We start from the raw sequence: 15,185 nt of genomic DNA, 5'->3' as shown, positions 1-15,185 counted from the left end.
GATCGTCGCGTCGGCGATCACGTGCACGATCACCCGATCAGCTCCTCGAGCGCCGCGTCGAGGATCGCGAACGCGACCCGCAGCACGAGCGGGACCGCGTCGGCACGTGCGCGCGCAGCACGTCGCGTGACCTCCGCGCGAGATGATCGACGAGACGAACATGCTCCGCGCGTAGCGGATGGCGCGGGCGGGAGAAGCCGAAGCGCGATCGCGTACGATGCGCCCGCGTGGAGGTGTCGATGCGGACTCTCGTGGCGATCGCGATCGCGCTGTCGATGATGGGGGCGGGCTGTGGTGCGGCGCCGGGCGAGGAGGAGACCACACCGGTTGCGTCCTCCGCGCTGCGCCCGCTCGAGATCGCGCGTCCCGAGGCGCAGCTCCGCGCGATCGAGGGCGAGCAGGCGATCTTCGACATCCGCGTGATCGTCACGAACCCGAACGAGGCCGAGGTCGTTCTGAGGCGCGCGACGGGCGAGCTCGTGCTCGACGGCAACCGCGTCGCGAGCCTCGAGATCGAGGGCGAGGAGCCGCTCGAGGCCGACTCGGAGCGCGCGTTCGTGTTCGACGTCTCGGTGCCGGTCGCGATGCTCGCGACGGTGCGCGCCGATCAGTACGTCGCGCGCGGGACGCTCTACGCGGACGGAGGGACCGGCGACGGCGCGCTGCAGACGCCGTTCGAGCTCACCGGTGACGTGCCCGCGCTGACCGCGCAGTAGCCCGCGTCGTTCTCCGCAGGCAGCGTCTTTCTCCGCGTGTTGGGTTCGCGATAGCCTGGCTCGCGATGCTCGAGCTCGGCCCCGATCTCCCGGCGCGCACCACCGCGCCGGCCGCGCGAACCCTCGGCGAGATGTTCTTCCTGCGCTGCGCGCGCAGCGCTTCGCTCCCCGCGCTGCATCGCAAGCGCGAAGGCGCGTGGGATCCGATCACGTGGCAGGGCTTCCTCGACGGCTCCGCGAAGGTCGCGCGCGGGCTGCTCGCGCTCGGCCTCGGTCCCGGTGATCGCGTCGCGATCCTCGGGCCGACGCAGCCCGCGTGGGCGATCGACGATCTCGGCGCGCAGCTCGCGGGGATGGTGAGCTTCGGGATCTATCCGAAGCAGTCGCCGGAGCAGGTGCGCTATCTGCTCGAGCACAGCGAGGCGAAGGTCGTCTTCGTCGACGAGGCGGAGGAGATCGAGACCGTGCTCGCCGCGGCGAAGGGTCTGAAGGGCCTCGTCGCGATCGTGCCGTGGACGATGGCGCTCTATCGACGCTTCGAGGGTCGCGATCCGCGCCTCGTGCCGCCGACGCGCTTCGAGGGCGAGGCGCTCCCCGAGCGCGACATCCGCGAGATCCAGGAGCGCATCGATCCCGAGGACACCGCGATCCTGATCTACACGTCGGGCACGACCGGCCCGCCGAAGGGCGCGATGATCGCGCACCGCAACATCCTCACGATCCTCCGCAGCGCGTCGGAGGCGACCAACCTGCGGCAGAGCGATCTGTCGCTGAACTTCCTGCCGATGGCGCACGCCGCGGAGCGCGTCCTCGGGTTCTACGGGCGCGTCGATGCGGGCATCCCGGCCGCATACGCACAGAGCACGGCGACGGTGCTCGACGATCTGAAGAGCGTCGCGCCGACGGTGTTCGGCAGCGTGCCGCGCATCTTCGAGAAGGCGCACGCGAAGATCTTCTCGGAGATCGAGAAGCAGAAGCCCGCGGTGCAGCGCCTCTTCGCGTGGGCGAACACCGTCGGCAAGCGAAGGCTCGAGCACATGCTCGCAGGGCGCCCGGTGCCGGCGCGCATCGCGGCGCAGTACGCGATCGCCGATCGGTTGGTGTTCCAACGAATCCGCGCGGCGTTCGGCGGTCGCGTGCGGATGATGGTCACCGGCGCGGCGCCGACCGCGCCTGCGATCCTCGAGTTCTTCTGGGCGGCGGGTCTGCCGATCTACGAGGCGTACGGGATGACCGAGTCGACCGTCGTCACGCACATCAACCGCGAGGGCGCGGTGAAGCTCGGCACCGTCGGTCGCGTGATCCCGCCGAGCGAGCACCGCATCGCGCCCGACGGCGAGATCCTCGTGCGCGGCCCGTGGGTCTTCAAGGGCTACCTCAAGAACCCGCAGGCGACCGAGGAGATGCTCGAGGGCGGCTGGCTGCACACCGGCGACGTCGGCGTGATCGACGGCGACGGGTACCTGAAGATCACGGATCGCAAGAAGCACCTGATCATCACCGCCGGCGGCAAGAACCTCTCGCCCGCGAACATCGAGAAGGCGATCAAGGAGCAGGACCCGCTGATCTCGCAGGTCCACGCGCACGGCGATCGTCGCAACTACGTCGCCGCGATCGTCGCGCCGAGCCCGATCGAGACGCTCGAGTGGGGCATCCCGCGCGGGCTCTGCACGAAGGAGGAGCTCGACGCGCGCCAGAAGGAGCTCATGGCGAACCCGAGCGGTCGCACCGAGGCGCTGAACCTCGCGATGGCGAAGGTCGTCGCGCATCCCGAGTTCCGCGAGCGCATCCGCGCGGCGGTGCGCCGCGGCAACGAGCATCTCGCGCGGGTCGAGCAGGTGCGTCGCTTCGTGATCCTCGATCGCGACTTCAGCCAGGAGCAGGGCGAGCTCACGCCGACGATGAAGGTGAAGCGCAAGGAGGTCGAGGCGAAGTACGCGTCGCTGCTCGATCGTGCCTATACGGAGGATGGCTTCGCGCTCGAGCCGTGACCTCGACATTCGCGGCCGGCCGGGTGTATGAGCGACGCAGAGAGGTGCTCATGAGGGTTCGTTCCCTGATCGCGATCGTGTCGGTGCTCGTCCTCGGCGCGTGTGGTGGTGGTGGATCGAGCTCGAGCGAGACCACGAGCTCGAGCACGGAGGGCGAGGGCACGACGGGCGGACAGGCGACGTCGTCGGAGCTCGAAGGGTTCGACAGCGAAGGCTTCGAAGAAGGCGAGCCGACGGTCGATCACGGTCGCGGCAGTGCGCGCGAGCTGCTCGGGATCAACCCGCCGCCGCAGCCCTGGGATCAGATGAGCCACGCCGACCAGGAGATGTACATGGTGGCGTACGTGCTCCCGATCCACGCGGAGATCTTCGCGGAGCACGACCGCGAGGAGTTCGCGCAGTTCGACTGCGCGAGCTGCCACGGCGACGACGGTCCGCAGCGCAACTACGAGATGCCGTCGCGCTCGCTCCCGCCGCTGCCGCCCGAGGGCAGCGAGCGCTGGCAGCGCGCGGCGCAGCGCGATCCCGAGGACTGGGCGTTCATGACGGACGTGGTGCTGCCGACGATCCGCACGCAGCTCGGCGAGCCCGAGATGACGTGCTTCGGCTGCCACCCGCAGTCGACCCGCTGATCGCGCGCGCGAGGCTCCCTCGCGACGCGCGGGAGCGCGCTCAGAAGCCGGGATCGGTCACGACGGTCGGCCGCCGCGGAGGCGGAGACGTCGTGCTCGACGACGACGTGCTCGGGCTCGGACGGATCGACGATGCGGTGGTGCGCGGCGCCGTGGTGCGCGGCGCGGTCGTGGCGGTCGGACGCGGAGCGGTCGCGCGCGTTGCGGTCGCACGCGGAGCGCTCGATCGCGCCGAGGTGCGCGCAGCTGCGCGCGGTGCGGAAGGACGCGTGGCGGTCGCGCGCGGCGGGGGCGTCGGACGTGCCGGAGGCGCGACGTCGCGCTCGGGCGCCGGCGGCGTCGGCGCGACCTCCGGAGGAGCCGTCGTCGCGACCGGCGGCGGCGCGGGATCGGGCGCCGCAGGCTGGGCCTGCGGGTCGGGCGCGACCGAGGAAGGTTCGGAGTCCGAAGGATCTGGTGCCGTCGTCGCCGTGGGCGTCGCGGGGCTCGCGCTCGCGGGCACGTCGCTCGTCGCAGTCGTGCTCTGCTCGCCGCGCTGCGTCGCGATCCACCCGATCAGCACGACGAGCACCGCACCGAGCGCGATCGCGATCGCCCACGGAAGGCGCGCGCTCGACGATGCCGGCGGCGGCGCGTCGAGCGTGGTCGGATCGAACGGCGTGACGGGCAGCGCGGAAGGCATGAACGCCGCGGAGTCGAGCGCGGCCGACGGCAGCGGTGCGCTGCTGGGCTTCGCGGACGGCGGCGGGGGAGGGGCGGTGCTCGCAGCGGCGGCCGCCGGCGCGACGATCTCGAGCTCCGAGCTCGACATCTCGATCGAGTCGCCGGCCGAGCGGCGCTCGGGACGCGGAGGCGCGTTCGTCGTGCCGGGGCTCGACTTCGCGGGCAGCGAGGGCGGCTTCGCGGGCGCGGCCTCGTCGGGCACGTCGATCTCTTCGAACGACGGGCGCGCGGGCTCCGCGAGCGCGACGAGATCGACCTCGCTCGGCCGTGCGTCGCGCACCTCGTCGTCGCTCACGTCGAGCGTCGGACGTGCAGGCGTCGCCGCCGGGAGCGCGTCCGGCGCAGCCTCGACGGCGTCGACGTCGCTCGGCTTGCTCTCGGTCTTCGCGGGCAGCTTCGACGCCGGCATCGCCGCGATCGCCTTGGCGGCAGGCGCGGGGAGCTTCGTCGCGGGCACCGCCGCGACCTTGGTCGCGCCGGCCGCGGGCGTCGGGAGCTTCGTCGCAGGCAGGTTCGCCGGCTTCGTCTCGGCCGCGGGCGTCGAGGCCTCGGGCGCCGCGGGATCGTTCGCGGGCTTCGTCGCCGCCGACTTGGCGTCGGCCGTGGGCTTCGTCTCCGGCGCCGTCTTCGCGTCCGTGGCCGGCTTGCTCGCGGCCGCGAGCTTCGACTCGCTCGCGAGCTTGGCCGTGCTCGTGGGCTTCGCTGTGCTCGTGGGCTTCGCAGCGGCTGCGAGCACGCCCGTCTCGGGATCGCCGATCGGCTTCCGCGGTCCGACCGGGAGCTCCATCGACGCGACGCTCTTCGCCATTAGCAGGCACGACTTCAGCGCGCGCCCGAGCTGCTTCGCGTCGGCGTAGCGCTTCTTCGGCTCGCTGCTCATCGCGCGATCGAGCGTCAGCGAGAACGCCGCGAGCTCCTTCTTCACGCTCTGGAGCGCCGGTGGCCGCTTGTGCAGCACCGCGTCGACGAGCGCGATCGTGTTCTTCGCCATGTGCGGCGGACGCCCGGCCATCGCCGCGTAGACGATCGCGGCGAGCGAGTAGAGGTCCGCCTCCGGGCTCGCGACGAGCTCACCGCGAACCTGCTCCGGCGCCGCGTACGCGTAGAGGTTGTGCAGCGTCGCGAGCGACGTCCTCTCGGCGTCGTCGCTCGCGCGGATCTGCGCGCGGTTGAGCGCGATCCCGATCAGCTTCGGGACCTCGCGCGCTCCGTCGCCGTGGAGGAAGACGTTGCCCGGCTCGAGGTCGCCGTGCGCGAAGCCCGCCGCGTGCAGCGCCGCGAGCCCCTCGCTGATGCCCACGGCGACGTCGACGATCTCGCTCACCTTGAGCGGCGCGCTGGCCCAGCGCATCGCGAGGCTCTCGCCGTCGAGCCGCTCGACGACGAGGTAGGGCACGCCCTCCTCGGTCTCGCCGTGGTCGAACGCGCGCACGACGTTCGGATGATCGATGCCGCGCAGCTTCTCCGCGCTCGCGAAGAAGAACTTGCGCGCCGCGTCGCCCGCCTCTTCGTCGAGCTGCATGACGACGACCTTGCGATCCGCGTCGGCGTCTCGCGCGGTCCACACGCTGCCCAATGCGCTCTCGCCGAGCGGTACTTCGAGCGTGTATCGTCGGCTGAACGACACTGCTGACCACTTCTATCAGACGTGGAGCCGAGGTGGCGAGCGCTTATCCGATCGCATCCAGCGCGTGGACGAACGCGGCATCGATCGCCGTGTTGATGGTCGCATCTCACGTCGCATCACCGCACGCGCACGCACAACAGAGCAGCGTGCTCGAGGCGGACGCGCGCGAGCGACGCACCGATCTCGCGCGAACACTCTTCGCAGAAGGCGTGCAGCTCGTCGCGGAGCAGCGCTGGGAGCAGGCCGAGTCCCGCTTCCGACAAGCGCTCGCGAACCGCGACGCGCCGGCCATCCGCTACAACCTCGCGTCGGTGCTCTTCGAGCAGGGCGAGTACCCCGAGGCATCGGTGCTCGTGGAGTCGGTGCTCGCCGACTCCACCACGCCCGCCGACATCGGCGAGCACGCGCGTGATCTCCGCGCGCACATCGCGGAGCGCGCCGGCTACGTGCGGCTCGACGTGCGCGACCTCGACGGCGCCGACATCGCGATCGACCAGTACACGCTGCGCGATCCGACGCGCGAGGTGCCGCTCGCGCCGGGCGCACACGCCGCGACCGCGTCGTACGGTCTGCGCCGCGAGGCCCGCGCCGAGATCCAGATCGCGACGGGCGAGCATCGCGTGGTCACGCTCGAGCGCATGCAGCACGCGCCCGAGGAGGCGGTGAGCACACCGTCGACCGGCGGCGAGCGGGTGGAAGAGCAGTGGTGGTTCTGGACGGCGATCGGCGGTGGCGTCGTCGCGGTCGCGGTGGTGATCGGTGTGGTCGTCGCGGTGAGCAGCGACGAGGGCCAGGTCGAAGACCCGATCCCGGGCAACTTCGAGCCGGGGGTGCTGCGATGGTGAGGCGCTCGTTCCTGCTCGCGCTCGCGCTGATCGCGACGCTCGCGTCGTGCAGCAACACGACGCCGCGCACGCAGGTGATGGTCGTCGTCGACACCGACCTCCGCGGACCGCTCGGGATCGACAACGTGATCGCGACCGTGATCGCGCCTGGCGGCGAGGTGCAGATGGCGAACGCGAGCGTCGGCGCGGGTCAGCCCGACTGGCCGCGCACGCTCGCGCTGGTGTGGGAGGAAGGGCGCCGCGGGCTCTTCACGGTGCGCCTCAGCGGCAATCGCGGCGGCGGGCTCCTCGTGCAGCGCACCCAGCGCTTCACGTTCCAAGAGGGCCGCACGCTCATGCTGCGCATGGACCTCTTCGCGCGCTGCGCGGGCGCGGTGTGCGGCTCCGAGCAGACGTGCGGCGAGAGCGGGTGTCGCGCGATCGACGTCGCGGCGTCCGAGCTCACCGAGTGGACCGGCACGCCCGACCCGTTCCCGATCGATGCCTCGGCTGCGAGCATGGACGCGAGCGTCCCGATCGACGCGCCGGTGCCCGTCGACGCGCCGCCTCCGGTCGACGCGTTCGTCGAGGTCGACGCGTTCGTCGAGGTCGACGCGGGGTCGATCGACTCGTGCGTCGTCACGACCGAGACGTGCAACATGCGCGACGACGACTGCGACGGGATGACCGACGAGGGGTTCGCTCTCGACACCGACGAGTCGAATTGCGGCGCGTGCGGTGTCGCGTGCGACTTCCGCAACTCGACTGGCGAGTGCATCGCGGGCTTCTGCGAGATCACCGCGTGCACCGCGAACTTCGACGACTGCAACCTCTCGGGTGTCGACGGCTGCGAGATCGACCTGCAGACCGACGAGATGCACTGCGGCGCGTGCGGCACGCGCTGCAACGTCGGCGCGGCGCGCACCTGCTGTCGCGGCAGCTGCGCGCGCGACTGTCCCTAGCGCTTGCGCGCGAGGACGCGCGCGATCGCGCGCTCGCCGAGCCAGCCCTCGCGGTAGTACACGACGTCGAGGCCCTCGCACGCGCGCAGCAGCTCGTTGCGCTCCGCGAGCCAGCGCGCGCTGGGCTTCGACGGGTCGCGCTCGAGGCTCGCCACCGTCGCGACCTCCGCGATCAGCACGCCGCCGGGCGCGAGCGCGCCGCGGAATTGCAGGAACAGATCGGGCTGGCGGTAGTGGAAGCAGGCGATCGCGTTCCACGTGCCCTCGGGCAGGCCGTGCCGCTCGAGATCGCGCACCGACGTCGTGATCTTCACGCCCTCGTCACGCGCGGCCTCGCGCGCGAGCGTGAGCCCGACCGGCGAGATGTCGACCGCGGTCACGTCGAGCCCGCGGCGCGCCATGTAGAGCGCGAGGCGGCCGGCGCCCGCCGCGACGTCGAGGCCGCGACCGTCGCGCGGGATCTCGGCGTCGAGCTCGGCGACCCATCCCGGCGAGGAGCGCGGGCGGTCGACGCGCTCCGACCACTTCTTGTCCCACTTGACCCGATCTTCCTCGGCCATTTCGGTCGCGGAGCGTGGCGAGGGCGCGAGGTGACGTCAACCGCTCGCCACGTTTGCGCGTGGTGCACGGGCGTGGCTATCCTCCGCGCCTCCATGGCCCACGACACGCACGGCGCAGCAGTCGATCACGCGCATCACGCCGGGGGCGAGCACCCCGAGCTCCCGCCCGTCCAGGACGAAGCGGCGGACACGCCGATGTGGCTGCCCGTGACGGGTCTGGTGCTGCTCGCGCTGCTGACGCTGTTCGTGCTGTGGCGCGCGGCGCAGCCTGCGCCGGAAGCGCCCGTCGAGGCGGCGGTCGCCGACGCGCCTGCCGAGGTCGAGGCCGCGCCCGCGGAGTGATCACGCGCGCTGGAGGCGCACCACGAAGCGCGCGCCGCCGCTCGGTGCGTCCTCCGCGCTGATCGTCCCGCCCACGCGCTCGACGATCGTCCAGCACACGGCGAGCCCGAGCCCGGTGCCGCTGCCCGTCGGCTTCGTCGTCACGAAGGGCTCGAACAGACGATCGCGCACCTCGGGCGCGATGCCGGGCCCGGTGTCGTCGACGGTCAGCGCGATCTGGTCGTCGTGCTCCGCGATCGTGATCGTGATCGACCCCTCGCCCTCGATCGCGTCCGCCGCGTTGAGCAGCAGGTTCAGCACGAGCTGCGTCAGCGCGTCGGCCTCGCCGCGCACGCGCGGCAGCTCTTCGGGCACGCGCTGCTCGATCGTGATGCGCCGCAGATCCTTCTGTGGCGCGACGAGGTGCACCGCGCTCGCGACGACCTCGCCGAGATCGGCGCGCCCGATCGGCGCGTCCGCGCCGGCGCGCGAGTAGTCGAGCAGATCGCGGATGATGCGGTGGATGCGCTCGGTCTCGTGCTGGATGCGCCTCAGGAACTCCGCTTCCTCCGCGGGCTCGAGCCCGCCGCCGCGCACCAGCTCGAGCAGCCCGAGGATCGCGGCGAGCGGGTTGCCGATCTCGTGCGCGACGCCCGCCGCGAGCCGTCCGACCGACGCGAGCTTCTCGCTGCGCACCAGCGAGTCCTGCGTCGCACGGAGCTCCTTCGTCGCGCGCTCGAGGTCGGCGAGCCGCTCGACCAGCGCGGCGCGCTCGCGCCGCAGATCCTCGGCCATCGCGTTGAACGACAGCGCGAGCCGCTGCACCTCGGCCGCGCCCTGCACCGGCGATCGTGCGGTCCCACGCCCCGCCGCGAGCTGCTCCGACGCGCGCGTCAGCGCCTCGACGGGCGTCACGATCAGTCGCGTGAGGAGCGCGTAACAGAGCACCAGCATCGCGAGCGACGTGATCACCGCGTAGAGCACGACGAGCCGCACGAGCGCGGTGCCCGCGCCATCGCCCTCGATCGCGCTCGAGACCCACACGCGCACCACGCCGTCCGCGAGACGCGCCTCGCCGATCACGCCGTGCCCGACCTCGCCGCGCTGCGAGCGCACGGATCCGTCGTCGCCGACGATCGCGAGCCCGATCACCGACTCCGGCCGCATCAGCGCGTGCTCGACGCGATCGACCGCGATCTCCGGTGCATCCGCGCGTCCGATCATCGCCGCGGCGCCCTCCGCCGCGATCTGCGCGGCGCGCTCGCGCTCCTGCTCGAGCGCCCGCGACGCGAGCCGATCGATCGCGATCGCCACGAGCGTCACCGAGATGCCGAGCGCCGCGATCAGCGCGAGCGTGATCTGCGCGCGCAGACCGAGCCCGCGCACCCGCGACGCGGCATGCCGTCCGAACGGATCCGCGACGCGCTCCGACACGCGCGCCGATGCTACCTCAGCGCGACACGCGCTCGGTCAGCTCTGCGAGCCGACGAAGCTGACGGCGACGACCGCGCACGATCGCGTCCTCTTCCATCACGCTGACGGTCCACGGCATGCGCCACGACCAGTTCTCGGGGCCCACCGTGTTCGGCGTGTTCACCCGATCGCGCAGCGCGAGCACGTCCTGCACCGGCAGCAGCGCGAGCCGCGACGGGCTGCGGTACACCGCGTCGAGCAGCGCCGCGTGCAGCTCCTCGCCGTACTTCCGCGCGCGCTCGGCGGGCACGTCCGCGAGCTGCGGGATGCGCCGCGCCGCGTTGCGCTCCCACTCGGGCAGCGCGTCCCACCACTCGATCGAGCTCTCGGTGTCGTGGGTGCCCGTCGTCGCGACGCTCAGCTCCGGCCACGCCGCGGGATCGCGGAAGCGATCGTGATCCTTCTCCCAGCGCAGCACGCGATAGCCGGGGATGCCGAGCTCCTTGAGCGACGCGCGCACGAAGTCCGGGATCACCCCGAGGTCCTCCGCGATCAGCTCCGTGCCCGACGACGCGAACGCCTTCAGCACCGCCTCGCCCTGCGCGCGCTGCTGCGGCTCGTGCTGCGGCCAGAAGTAGTGTGCGCTCTTGTCGATCGGCCGGTGGTACGTGCGGTAGAGCCCGACCACGTGATCGATGCGGATCAGATCGTAGAGCTGTGCCGTGTGCCGTCCGCGCTGCGCGAAGAGCTCGTAGCGCTCCTCCGCGATGCGCTCCCAGCGATACGGCGGAAGCCCCCACTCCTGACCGTCCGCGCTGAACGCGTCGGGGGGCGCGCCGACCGTCGCGTCGAATCGATACCGATCCTTGCGCGCCCACACGTCCGCGCTGTCGTCGGCGACGAGGAACGGCTCGTCACCCCCGAGCGCCACGCCCGCCGCCGCCGCTTCCTTGCGCGCGGCCTGGTGCTGCCCGAACGCGAGGTACTGCAGCCACGTGCGATACGCGATCTCGCGCGCGTGCGCGCGACGCAGCCCCGCGATCTGCTCGGGGCTCGCGTCGCGCACCTCGACCGGCCAGTCGCGCCAGCTCTGCGGGAAGCGGTCCTTGAGCGTGCGGAAGAGCGCGTAGTCGTGGATCCAGTGCGCGTGCTCGTCGACGAAGCGCGCGAGCGCGCGACGCCGCTCGCTCGACGCGTCCACGTCGCGCTCGAAGCGCTCGAAGCAGCGGCGCAGCACGCCGTCCTTCAGGCGACGCACGTCGGCGTGGCGCACCCGCGGCGACTCGCTCACCGCGTCGAGCAGCGCGCGCTCGTCCGCCGTCAGCGCGCTCATCCCGCCGAGCGCCTCGAGCTCCGGCACGTCGGCGATCCGCAGATAGAGGGGATCGAGCGCGAAGAACGAGCACGACGAGTACGGGCTGTCCTGCCCGGGCGAAGGCTCGAGCAGCGGCAGCGTCATCACCAGCGAGAACCCGGCGTCGCCCGCCCACTTCGCGAAGCGCGCGAGGTCGGGGTACTCGCCGACGCCCCATTCCCGTCCGGTCCGAATCGAGAAGAGCGGGACCAGGACACCCGCCGAACGCCGTCCGAGGATCTTCATCCGTGCACCACCACCGGGCCGAGGTGTGCCCGAAACGGAACGCCAAGTCGAGTCACGTTCGCCGCCGCATCGCGCCGGCTCACACGTACGCACCGCGCCTCGCGCGCACGAACGTGCGGAAAAGGTGGGCTCCCCGCGTCCCGGTTGAGGTAGTCTGCGCTTCCCGATGCAGGAGCTCGGACAAGCCGACCGCCAGCGTCTCTTCGAGCGCTTCGGCCGTTCCTACGCCGCCGGCGACACGATCTACGACGAGGGCGAGTCCGCGGAGCACTGTTATCTCCTGCAGGACGGCCGCGTCCGGCTGGTGAAGAACATCCGCGGCGCCGAGCGCAGCCTGACGGTGCTGAAGCCCGGGGATCTCTTCGGGGAGGACGCGCTGCTCCCGCGCGTGCGCCGGAGCGCCTCGGCGGTCGCGCTGACCGACGCGCAGGTGCTCGCGCTCGATCGCCGCACGTTCGGCGTGCTGCTCGCGGGCAACCCCGAGGTCGCGAGCCGCCTGGTCGAGCAGCTCGTGCGACGGCTCCGCCACGCGGAAGAGCAGCTCGAGAACGCGATGCTGCGCGACCAGCCCTCGCGTGTGGTGAACACGCTGCTGCGCCTGACGGCCGGGCTCGAGGCGACCAGCGAGGGATACGTGCTGTCGATCTCGCCGCTCGAGCTCTCGAGCCGGGTCGGGCTCGACGTCGACGCGGTGAAGAAGGCCGTCCAGCAGCTGCGCGACGGCGGGTACCTCCGGATCGCCGACGAGAAGATCATCCTCCCCGACCTCGACGCGCTGCGACAGCTCTACCAGCTGCTCGGCATGAAGGAAGAGGTACGGGGCGGCTTCCCCTGAGCCCTCCCGACCCGGTCGAGCTGAAAGCGACGGCGGGTCGTGCGCGCTCGACCGAATTCGACCCGCGAGATGGCTCGGGTCGTGCGCGCTCGACCGAATTCGACCCGCGAGATGGCTCGGGTCGTGCGCGCTCGACCGGATTCGACCCGCGAGATGGCTCGGGTCGTGCGCGCTCGACCGAGATCGTCTCGCGAGCTGGCTCGGGCCGCGCGCGCTCGACCGAGGCCATCCCGAGCACGGAGGTCGCCGTCCTCGAACGGTGCCCCGCGTCGAGAGATCCGCAGCCAGCGTCGGTGTACAACGACGATTCGAGCGCACGGGGCATTTTCCGCGGGGCGACGCGGGGAGGGATCCACATTGACGGCCCGCCGACACCCCGGTAGATCTGGCCGCCGCCGCTTCCGGGCGGGTGGCCGACGGATGCAGCGAGGTGTTTCCAGAATCGCGGGCTCAGCGCCGCGAGGGGGTTCCGGGCTCGCGGGCTCAGCTCCGCGAGGGGTGTTCATCGGCGCCGCAGCGCTCCTCACAACCCTGTGGGCGATGTCGCTGGGCGCGTGCGGCGGGGGACCGAGCGAGGAAGACGTGCGGCGTTCCCAGGCGGAATACGACCTCGGGGTCGGGCTGATGCAGGAGCAGAACGTCGCCGGGGCGTTCCAGCACCTGCGTGAGGCCATCCGTCTGGATCCCGACAACGCCGAAGCGCACCTCGTCCTCGGCACGCTCCTGATGCTCCGCGGCGATCACCCGGAGGCGGAGCGCGAGCTCCGCGAGGCGCTCCGCGCGAACGGCGCGCTCGGCGGCGCCGGCCTGCCCTCGCTGACGCCCGAGGCGCACAACACGCTCGGCGTCCTCTATCTGAACACGCAGCGGTACGAGGACGCGGTCCGCGAGCTGCGCATCGCGACCGGCGACGAGCTCAACCGCACGCCGCACCTCGCATGGGGGAACCTCGGCTGGGCGTACCTGGAGCTCGGGAACCTGAGCGAGGCCGAGCTCGCGCTGAGCGAGGCCGTGCGGCGCGAGCCGCGATACTGCGCGGGGTGGTTCTTCCTCGCGCGCGTCCACTCGTCGCGCGGCGCTGCCGCGAGCGAGACCGACGCCGAGGCGCACTTCCGCGCCGCCGACGACGCGCTGACGCACGCGCTCGAGGTCGACCTCGAGGAGTGCCGGCGCCTCCAGGACGCTTGGAGATTGCGCGGGGAGACCCGCGCTCGGCTCGGACGAAGCGACGAAGCGGTCGCGGACTTCGAGCGCTGTGTGGAGCTCGATCGGGAGACCGAGTCGGGCCGTGCTTGCAGTGGCTTCCTCGAGGCGAGCCCGTGATCGGGGCTCGAGATCACCGTTTCCCGGAGAGGCGGCAAGTGGAGTCGATCGGAAGGTGGTTGAGGCACGAGCGCGAGGTCCGACAGATCTCGCTCGAAGAGCTCGCGCAGACGACCCGCATCCCGCTGAAGATGCTGCAGCACCTGGAGGAGGATCGTCACGATTCTCTCCCAGGAGAGGTGTTCGCTCGCGGCTTCCTCAAGAGCTACGCGCGCGCCATCGGCGTGCCCGAGGGCGAGGCGGTCGAGCGTTGGGCGCAGCACCGTCGCCCGCAGATCGCGGCCCCGGCCCCGATCGCGGCAGCGACGATCACGCCGCCCGAGCGCAGCCGTCGGTTCGGCATCGCGATCGCGCTCGTGATCCTGCTGATCCTGTTCACGCTCGCGCTGTCGATCGTGCTCCGCCCGCGTCATCGCGACGCGCCGGTCGAGCTCTCGCACGCGACCACGGTGCTCGACGCGGAGACGCAGCGGACTTAGACGCGTCGGTACGAGGAAGGGCCGGAGCGAGCTCCGGTCAGAGACACGGTGAGCCAGACCGAGCTGACGCACGCGGTCGTCCTGCGAAGCGTCGCGTACGGCGAGGCGGATCGGATCCTCACGTTGCTCACCGAGGCCCACGGGAAGGTGTCGCTGATGGCGCGCAACGCGCGCGCGAGCCGGCGACGCTTCCCGGGCGGCGCGCTCGAGCCGTTCGGGCTGATCGAGATCGAGATGGCGCTCGGGCGCGGCGACGTCGGGCGCCTCGCGAGCGCGCGCCTGGTGCGTGGGTTCCCGCGGCTGCTCGGCTCGCTCGAGTGCCTGAGCGAAGCCGGCGGGGCGATCGAGCTGCTGCGCGAGCTCGTCCCGCCGCGCGAGCCGGACGTGCGCTGGCTCGTCGAGGTGGAGCGGTTCTTCGAGGTCCTCGATGCGCGCGCGCCCGAGCCGGGCATCGAGGTGCGGCTCGCGTTCACGCTGCGCGCGCTCGCGCTGATGGGGCTCTCTCCGCGGCTCGATGCGTGCGGACGATGCGGTCGTCGCGCCGAGGATCGTGCGGCGCTCTTCGACGCGGGGCTCGGCGCGATCGTGTGTCGCGCGTGCGGAGGCGGGCCGCTGCACCTCGCGGCGAGCACGCGCGCGCACATGATCGCGAGCCAGCGCGACGCATGGACCGACGCGGTGCAGGGCTGGGACGAGCGCGCGCGGAGCGAGGCGGAGAGCGCGATCGACGCGTTCGTGCGACGGCACGTGGGTCGGACGCGCAGCGAAGGGTGAGGCGGGTGATGAGCGACGAAGAGGTGGTCCCGATCGAGATGCGCGCGCCCGAGGGCGCGCGGGTGATGGAGATCGACTGGTCCGACGGGACGTCGACGCGCCATCCGCACGTCGTGCTCCGCGGGTTCTGTCCGTGCGCGCACTGCCAGGGACATCAGGGTCCGATCCAGTGGGCCGGCGACTTCGAGGGCGCGTCCCTCGACATCACGAGCATCGAGGAGGTCGGCAGCTACGCGGTGCGGATCGCGTGGGGCGATGGTCACGCGACGGGCATCTACACGTGGCGTCACCTGCGCGCGCTGGGACCGCTCGGCGAAGGCTCGCTCGACGACGCTCGCAACGCGCGCTTCGGCCGCTGACCTTATGCGGCGAGGTGTGCGCGACAAACGCGCGGACGCGACTATG

General features: G+C 71.9%; 15 protein-coding genes. 11 read left to right on the top strand and 4 right to left on the bottom strand.

What is annotated here, in order from left to right; translation table 11 throughout:
• Positions 1-239 precede the first annotated feature (239 nt).
• The 3 genes from DB32_RS28055 to DB32_RS28045 all read left to right on the top strand — a co-directional run bounded on the left by DB32_RS28055 (position 240) and on the right by DB32_RS28045 (position 3,339).
• Positions 240-716, top strand: coding sequence for an LEA/WHy family protein (locus DB32_RS28055; RefSeq protein ID WP_157069475.1), 477 nt, complete (start codon positions 240-242; stop codon positions 714-716).
• A gap of 65 nt (positions 717-781) precedes the next feature.
• Positions 782-2,707, top strand: a complete 1,926-nt coding sequence (locus DB32_RS28050; protein ID WP_053235710.1) for an AMP-dependent synthetase/ligase — start codon at positions 782-784, stop codon at positions 2,705-2,707.
• A gap of 50 nt (positions 2,708-2,757) precedes the next feature.
• Positions 2,758-3,339 (top strand): hypothetical protein, encoded by a 582-nt coding sequence (locus DB32_RS28045; RefSeq protein WP_157069474.1) that lies wholly within the window; start codon positions 2,758-2,760, stop codon positions 3,337-3,339.
• Between the two features lie 40 nt (positions 3,340-3,379).
• On the opposite strand, the gene DB32_RS28040 is transcribed toward DB32_RS28045, so the two are convergent.
• Complete coding sequence (locus DB32_RS28040; RefSeq protein ID WP_075097650.1) at positions 3,380-5,689, bottom strand: serine/threonine protein kinase; 2,310 nt, start codon at positions 5,687-5,689, stop codon at positions 3,380-3,382.
• Between the two features lie 32 nt (positions 5,690-5,721).
• Between DB32_RS28040 and DB32_RS28035 the strand changes: the two genes are divergently transcribed.
• Together DB32_RS28035 and DB32_RS28030 are read left to right on the top strand one after the other, a co-directional pair.
• Positions 5,722-6,534, top strand: coding sequence for a tetratricopeptide repeat protein (locus DB32_RS28035; RefSeq protein ID WP_053235707.1), 813 nt, complete (start codon positions 5,722-5,724; stop codon positions 6,532-6,534).
• Positions 6,528-7,475 (top strand): hypothetical protein, encoded by a 948-nt coding sequence (locus tag DB32_RS28030; protein WP_053235706.1) that lies wholly within the window; start codon positions 6,528-6,530, stop codon positions 7,473-7,475. The genes DB32_RS28035 and DB32_RS28030 overlap by 7 nt, the downstream gene beginning before the upstream one ends.
• On the opposite strand, the gene DB32_RS28025 is transcribed toward DB32_RS28030, so the two are convergent.
• Positions 7,472-8,035 carry a class I SAM-dependent methyltransferase gene (locus tag DB32_RS28025; protein ID WP_053235705.1) on the bottom strand — a complete coding sequence of 188 codons (564 nt, stop codon included), beginning with the start codon at positions 8,033-8,035 and terminating at the stop codon, positions 7,472-7,474. The two genes, DB32_RS28030 and DB32_RS28025, sit on opposite strands and share 4 nt — an antisense overlap.
• A gap of 93 nt (positions 8,036-8,128) precedes the next feature.
• Between DB32_RS28025 and DB32_RS28020 the strand changes: the two genes are divergently transcribed.
• A complete protein-coding gene (locus DB32_RS28020) occupies positions 8,129-8,377 on the top strand; it encodes a hypothetical protein (protein ID WP_053235704.1) in 249 nt (82 codons plus the stop codon).
• On the opposite strand, the gene DB32_RS28015 is transcribed toward DB32_RS28020, so the two are convergent.
• The gene (locus tag DB32_RS28015; protein WP_053235703.1) at positions 8,378-9,790 is read right to left on the bottom strand and encodes a sensor histidine kinase; all 1,413 of its coding nucleotides are present in this window, start codon (positions 9,788-9,790) and stop codon (positions 8,378-8,380) included. It lies immediately after the preceding gene.
• 16 nt (positions 9,791-9,806) lie between these two features.
• A complete protein-coding gene (gene malQ, locus DB32_RS28010; protein WP_053235702.1) occupies positions 9,807-11,369 on the bottom strand; it encodes a 4-alpha-glucanotransferase in 1,563 nt (520 codons plus the stop codon).
• Positions 11,370-11,535: 166 nt separating this feature from the next.
• Between malQ and DB32_RS28005 the strand changes: the two genes are divergently transcribed.
• The 5 genes from DB32_RS28005 to DB32_RS27985 all read left to right on the top strand — a co-directional run bounded on the left by DB32_RS28005 (position 11,536) and on the right by DB32_RS27985 (position 15,139).
• Positions 11,536-12,204 carry a Crp/Fnr family transcriptional regulator gene (locus tag DB32_RS28005; protein WP_053235701.1) on the top strand — a complete coding sequence of 223 codons (669 nt, stop codon included), beginning with the start codon at positions 11,536-11,538 and terminating at the stop codon, positions 12,202-12,204.
• A gap of 582 nt (positions 12,205-12,786) precedes the next feature.
• A complete protein-coding gene (locus DB32_RS48605) occupies positions 12,787-13,527 on the top strand; it encodes a tetratricopeptide repeat protein (protein ID WP_169791585.1) in 741 nt (246 codons plus the stop codon).
• Between the two features lie 59 nt (positions 13,528-13,586).
• On the top strand, positions 13,587-14,006 hold the full coding sequence (locus tag DB32_RS27995; RefSeq protein WP_240481261.1) for a helix-turn-helix domain-containing protein: 420 nt from the start codon (positions 13,587-13,589) through the stop codon (positions 14,004-14,006).
• 48 nt (positions 14,007-14,054) lie between these two features.
• Positions 14,055-14,780: a DNA repair protein RecO gene (recO, locus tag DB32_RS27990; protein ID WP_053235699.1), complete on the top strand. Its 726-nt coding sequence runs from the start codon at positions 14,055-14,057 to the stop codon at positions 14,778-14,780.
• A gap of 8 nt (positions 14,781-14,788) precedes the next feature.
• Positions 14,789-15,139 (top strand): gamma-butyrobetaine hydroxylase family protein, encoded by a 351-nt coding sequence (locus tag DB32_RS27985; protein ID WP_053235698.1) that lies wholly within the window; start codon positions 14,789-14,791, stop codon positions 15,137-15,139.
• Positions 15,140-15,185: the final 46 nt, after the last annotated feature.

This window comes from Sandaracinus amylolyticus, from assembly GCF_000737325.1.
Taxonomy (GTDB): Bacteria; Myxococcota_A; Polyangia; order Polyangiales; family Sandaracinaceae; genus Sandaracinus; species Sandaracinus amylolyticus.
Note: the sequence above shows the minus strand (reverse complement) of the source record. Positions and strands in the feature narration are given on the sequence as shown.

What these genes read in the sequence shown, in the direction of transcription:
- DB32_RS28025 (WP_053235705.1), bottom strand. Translation starts at nt 8,035, where the DNA reads ATGGCCGAGGAAGATCGGGTCAAGTGGGACAAGAAGTGGTCGGAGCGC.
- DB32_RS27985 (WP_053235698.1), top strand. Translation starts at nt 14,789, where the DNA reads ATGAGCGACGAAGAGGTGGTCCCGATCGAGATGCGCGCGCCCGAGGGC.
- DB32_RS28005 (WP_053235701.1), top strand. Translation starts at nt 11,536, where the DNA reads ATGCAGGAGCTCGGACAAGCCGACCGCCAGCGTCTCTTCGAGCGCTTC.
- DB32_RS28030 (WP_053235706.1), top strand. Translation starts at nt 6,528, where the DNA reads ATGGTGAGGCGCTCGTTCCTGCTCGCGCTCGCGCTGATCGCGACGCTC.
- DB32_RS28050 (WP_053235710.1), top strand. Translation starts at nt 782, where the DNA reads ATGCTCGAGCTCGGCCCCGATCTCCCGGCGCGCACCACCGCGCCGGCC.
- DB32_RS28055 (WP_157069475.1), top strand. Translation starts at nt 240, where the DNA reads ATGCGGACTCTCGTGGCGATCGCGATCGCGCTGTCGATGATGGGGGCG.
- DB32_RS28045 (WP_157069474.1), top strand. Translation starts at nt 2,758, where the DNA reads ATGAGGGTTCGTTCCCTGATCGCGATCGTGTCGGTGCTCGTCCTCGGC.
- malQ (WP_053235702.1), bottom strand. Translation starts at nt 11,369, where the DNA reads ATGAAGATCCTCGGACGGCGTTCGGCGGGTGTCCTGGTCCCGCTCTTC.
- DB32_RS28020 (WP_053235704.1), top strand. Translation starts at nt 8,129, where the DNA reads ATGGCCCACGACACGCACGGCGCAGCAGTCGATCACGCGCATCACGCC.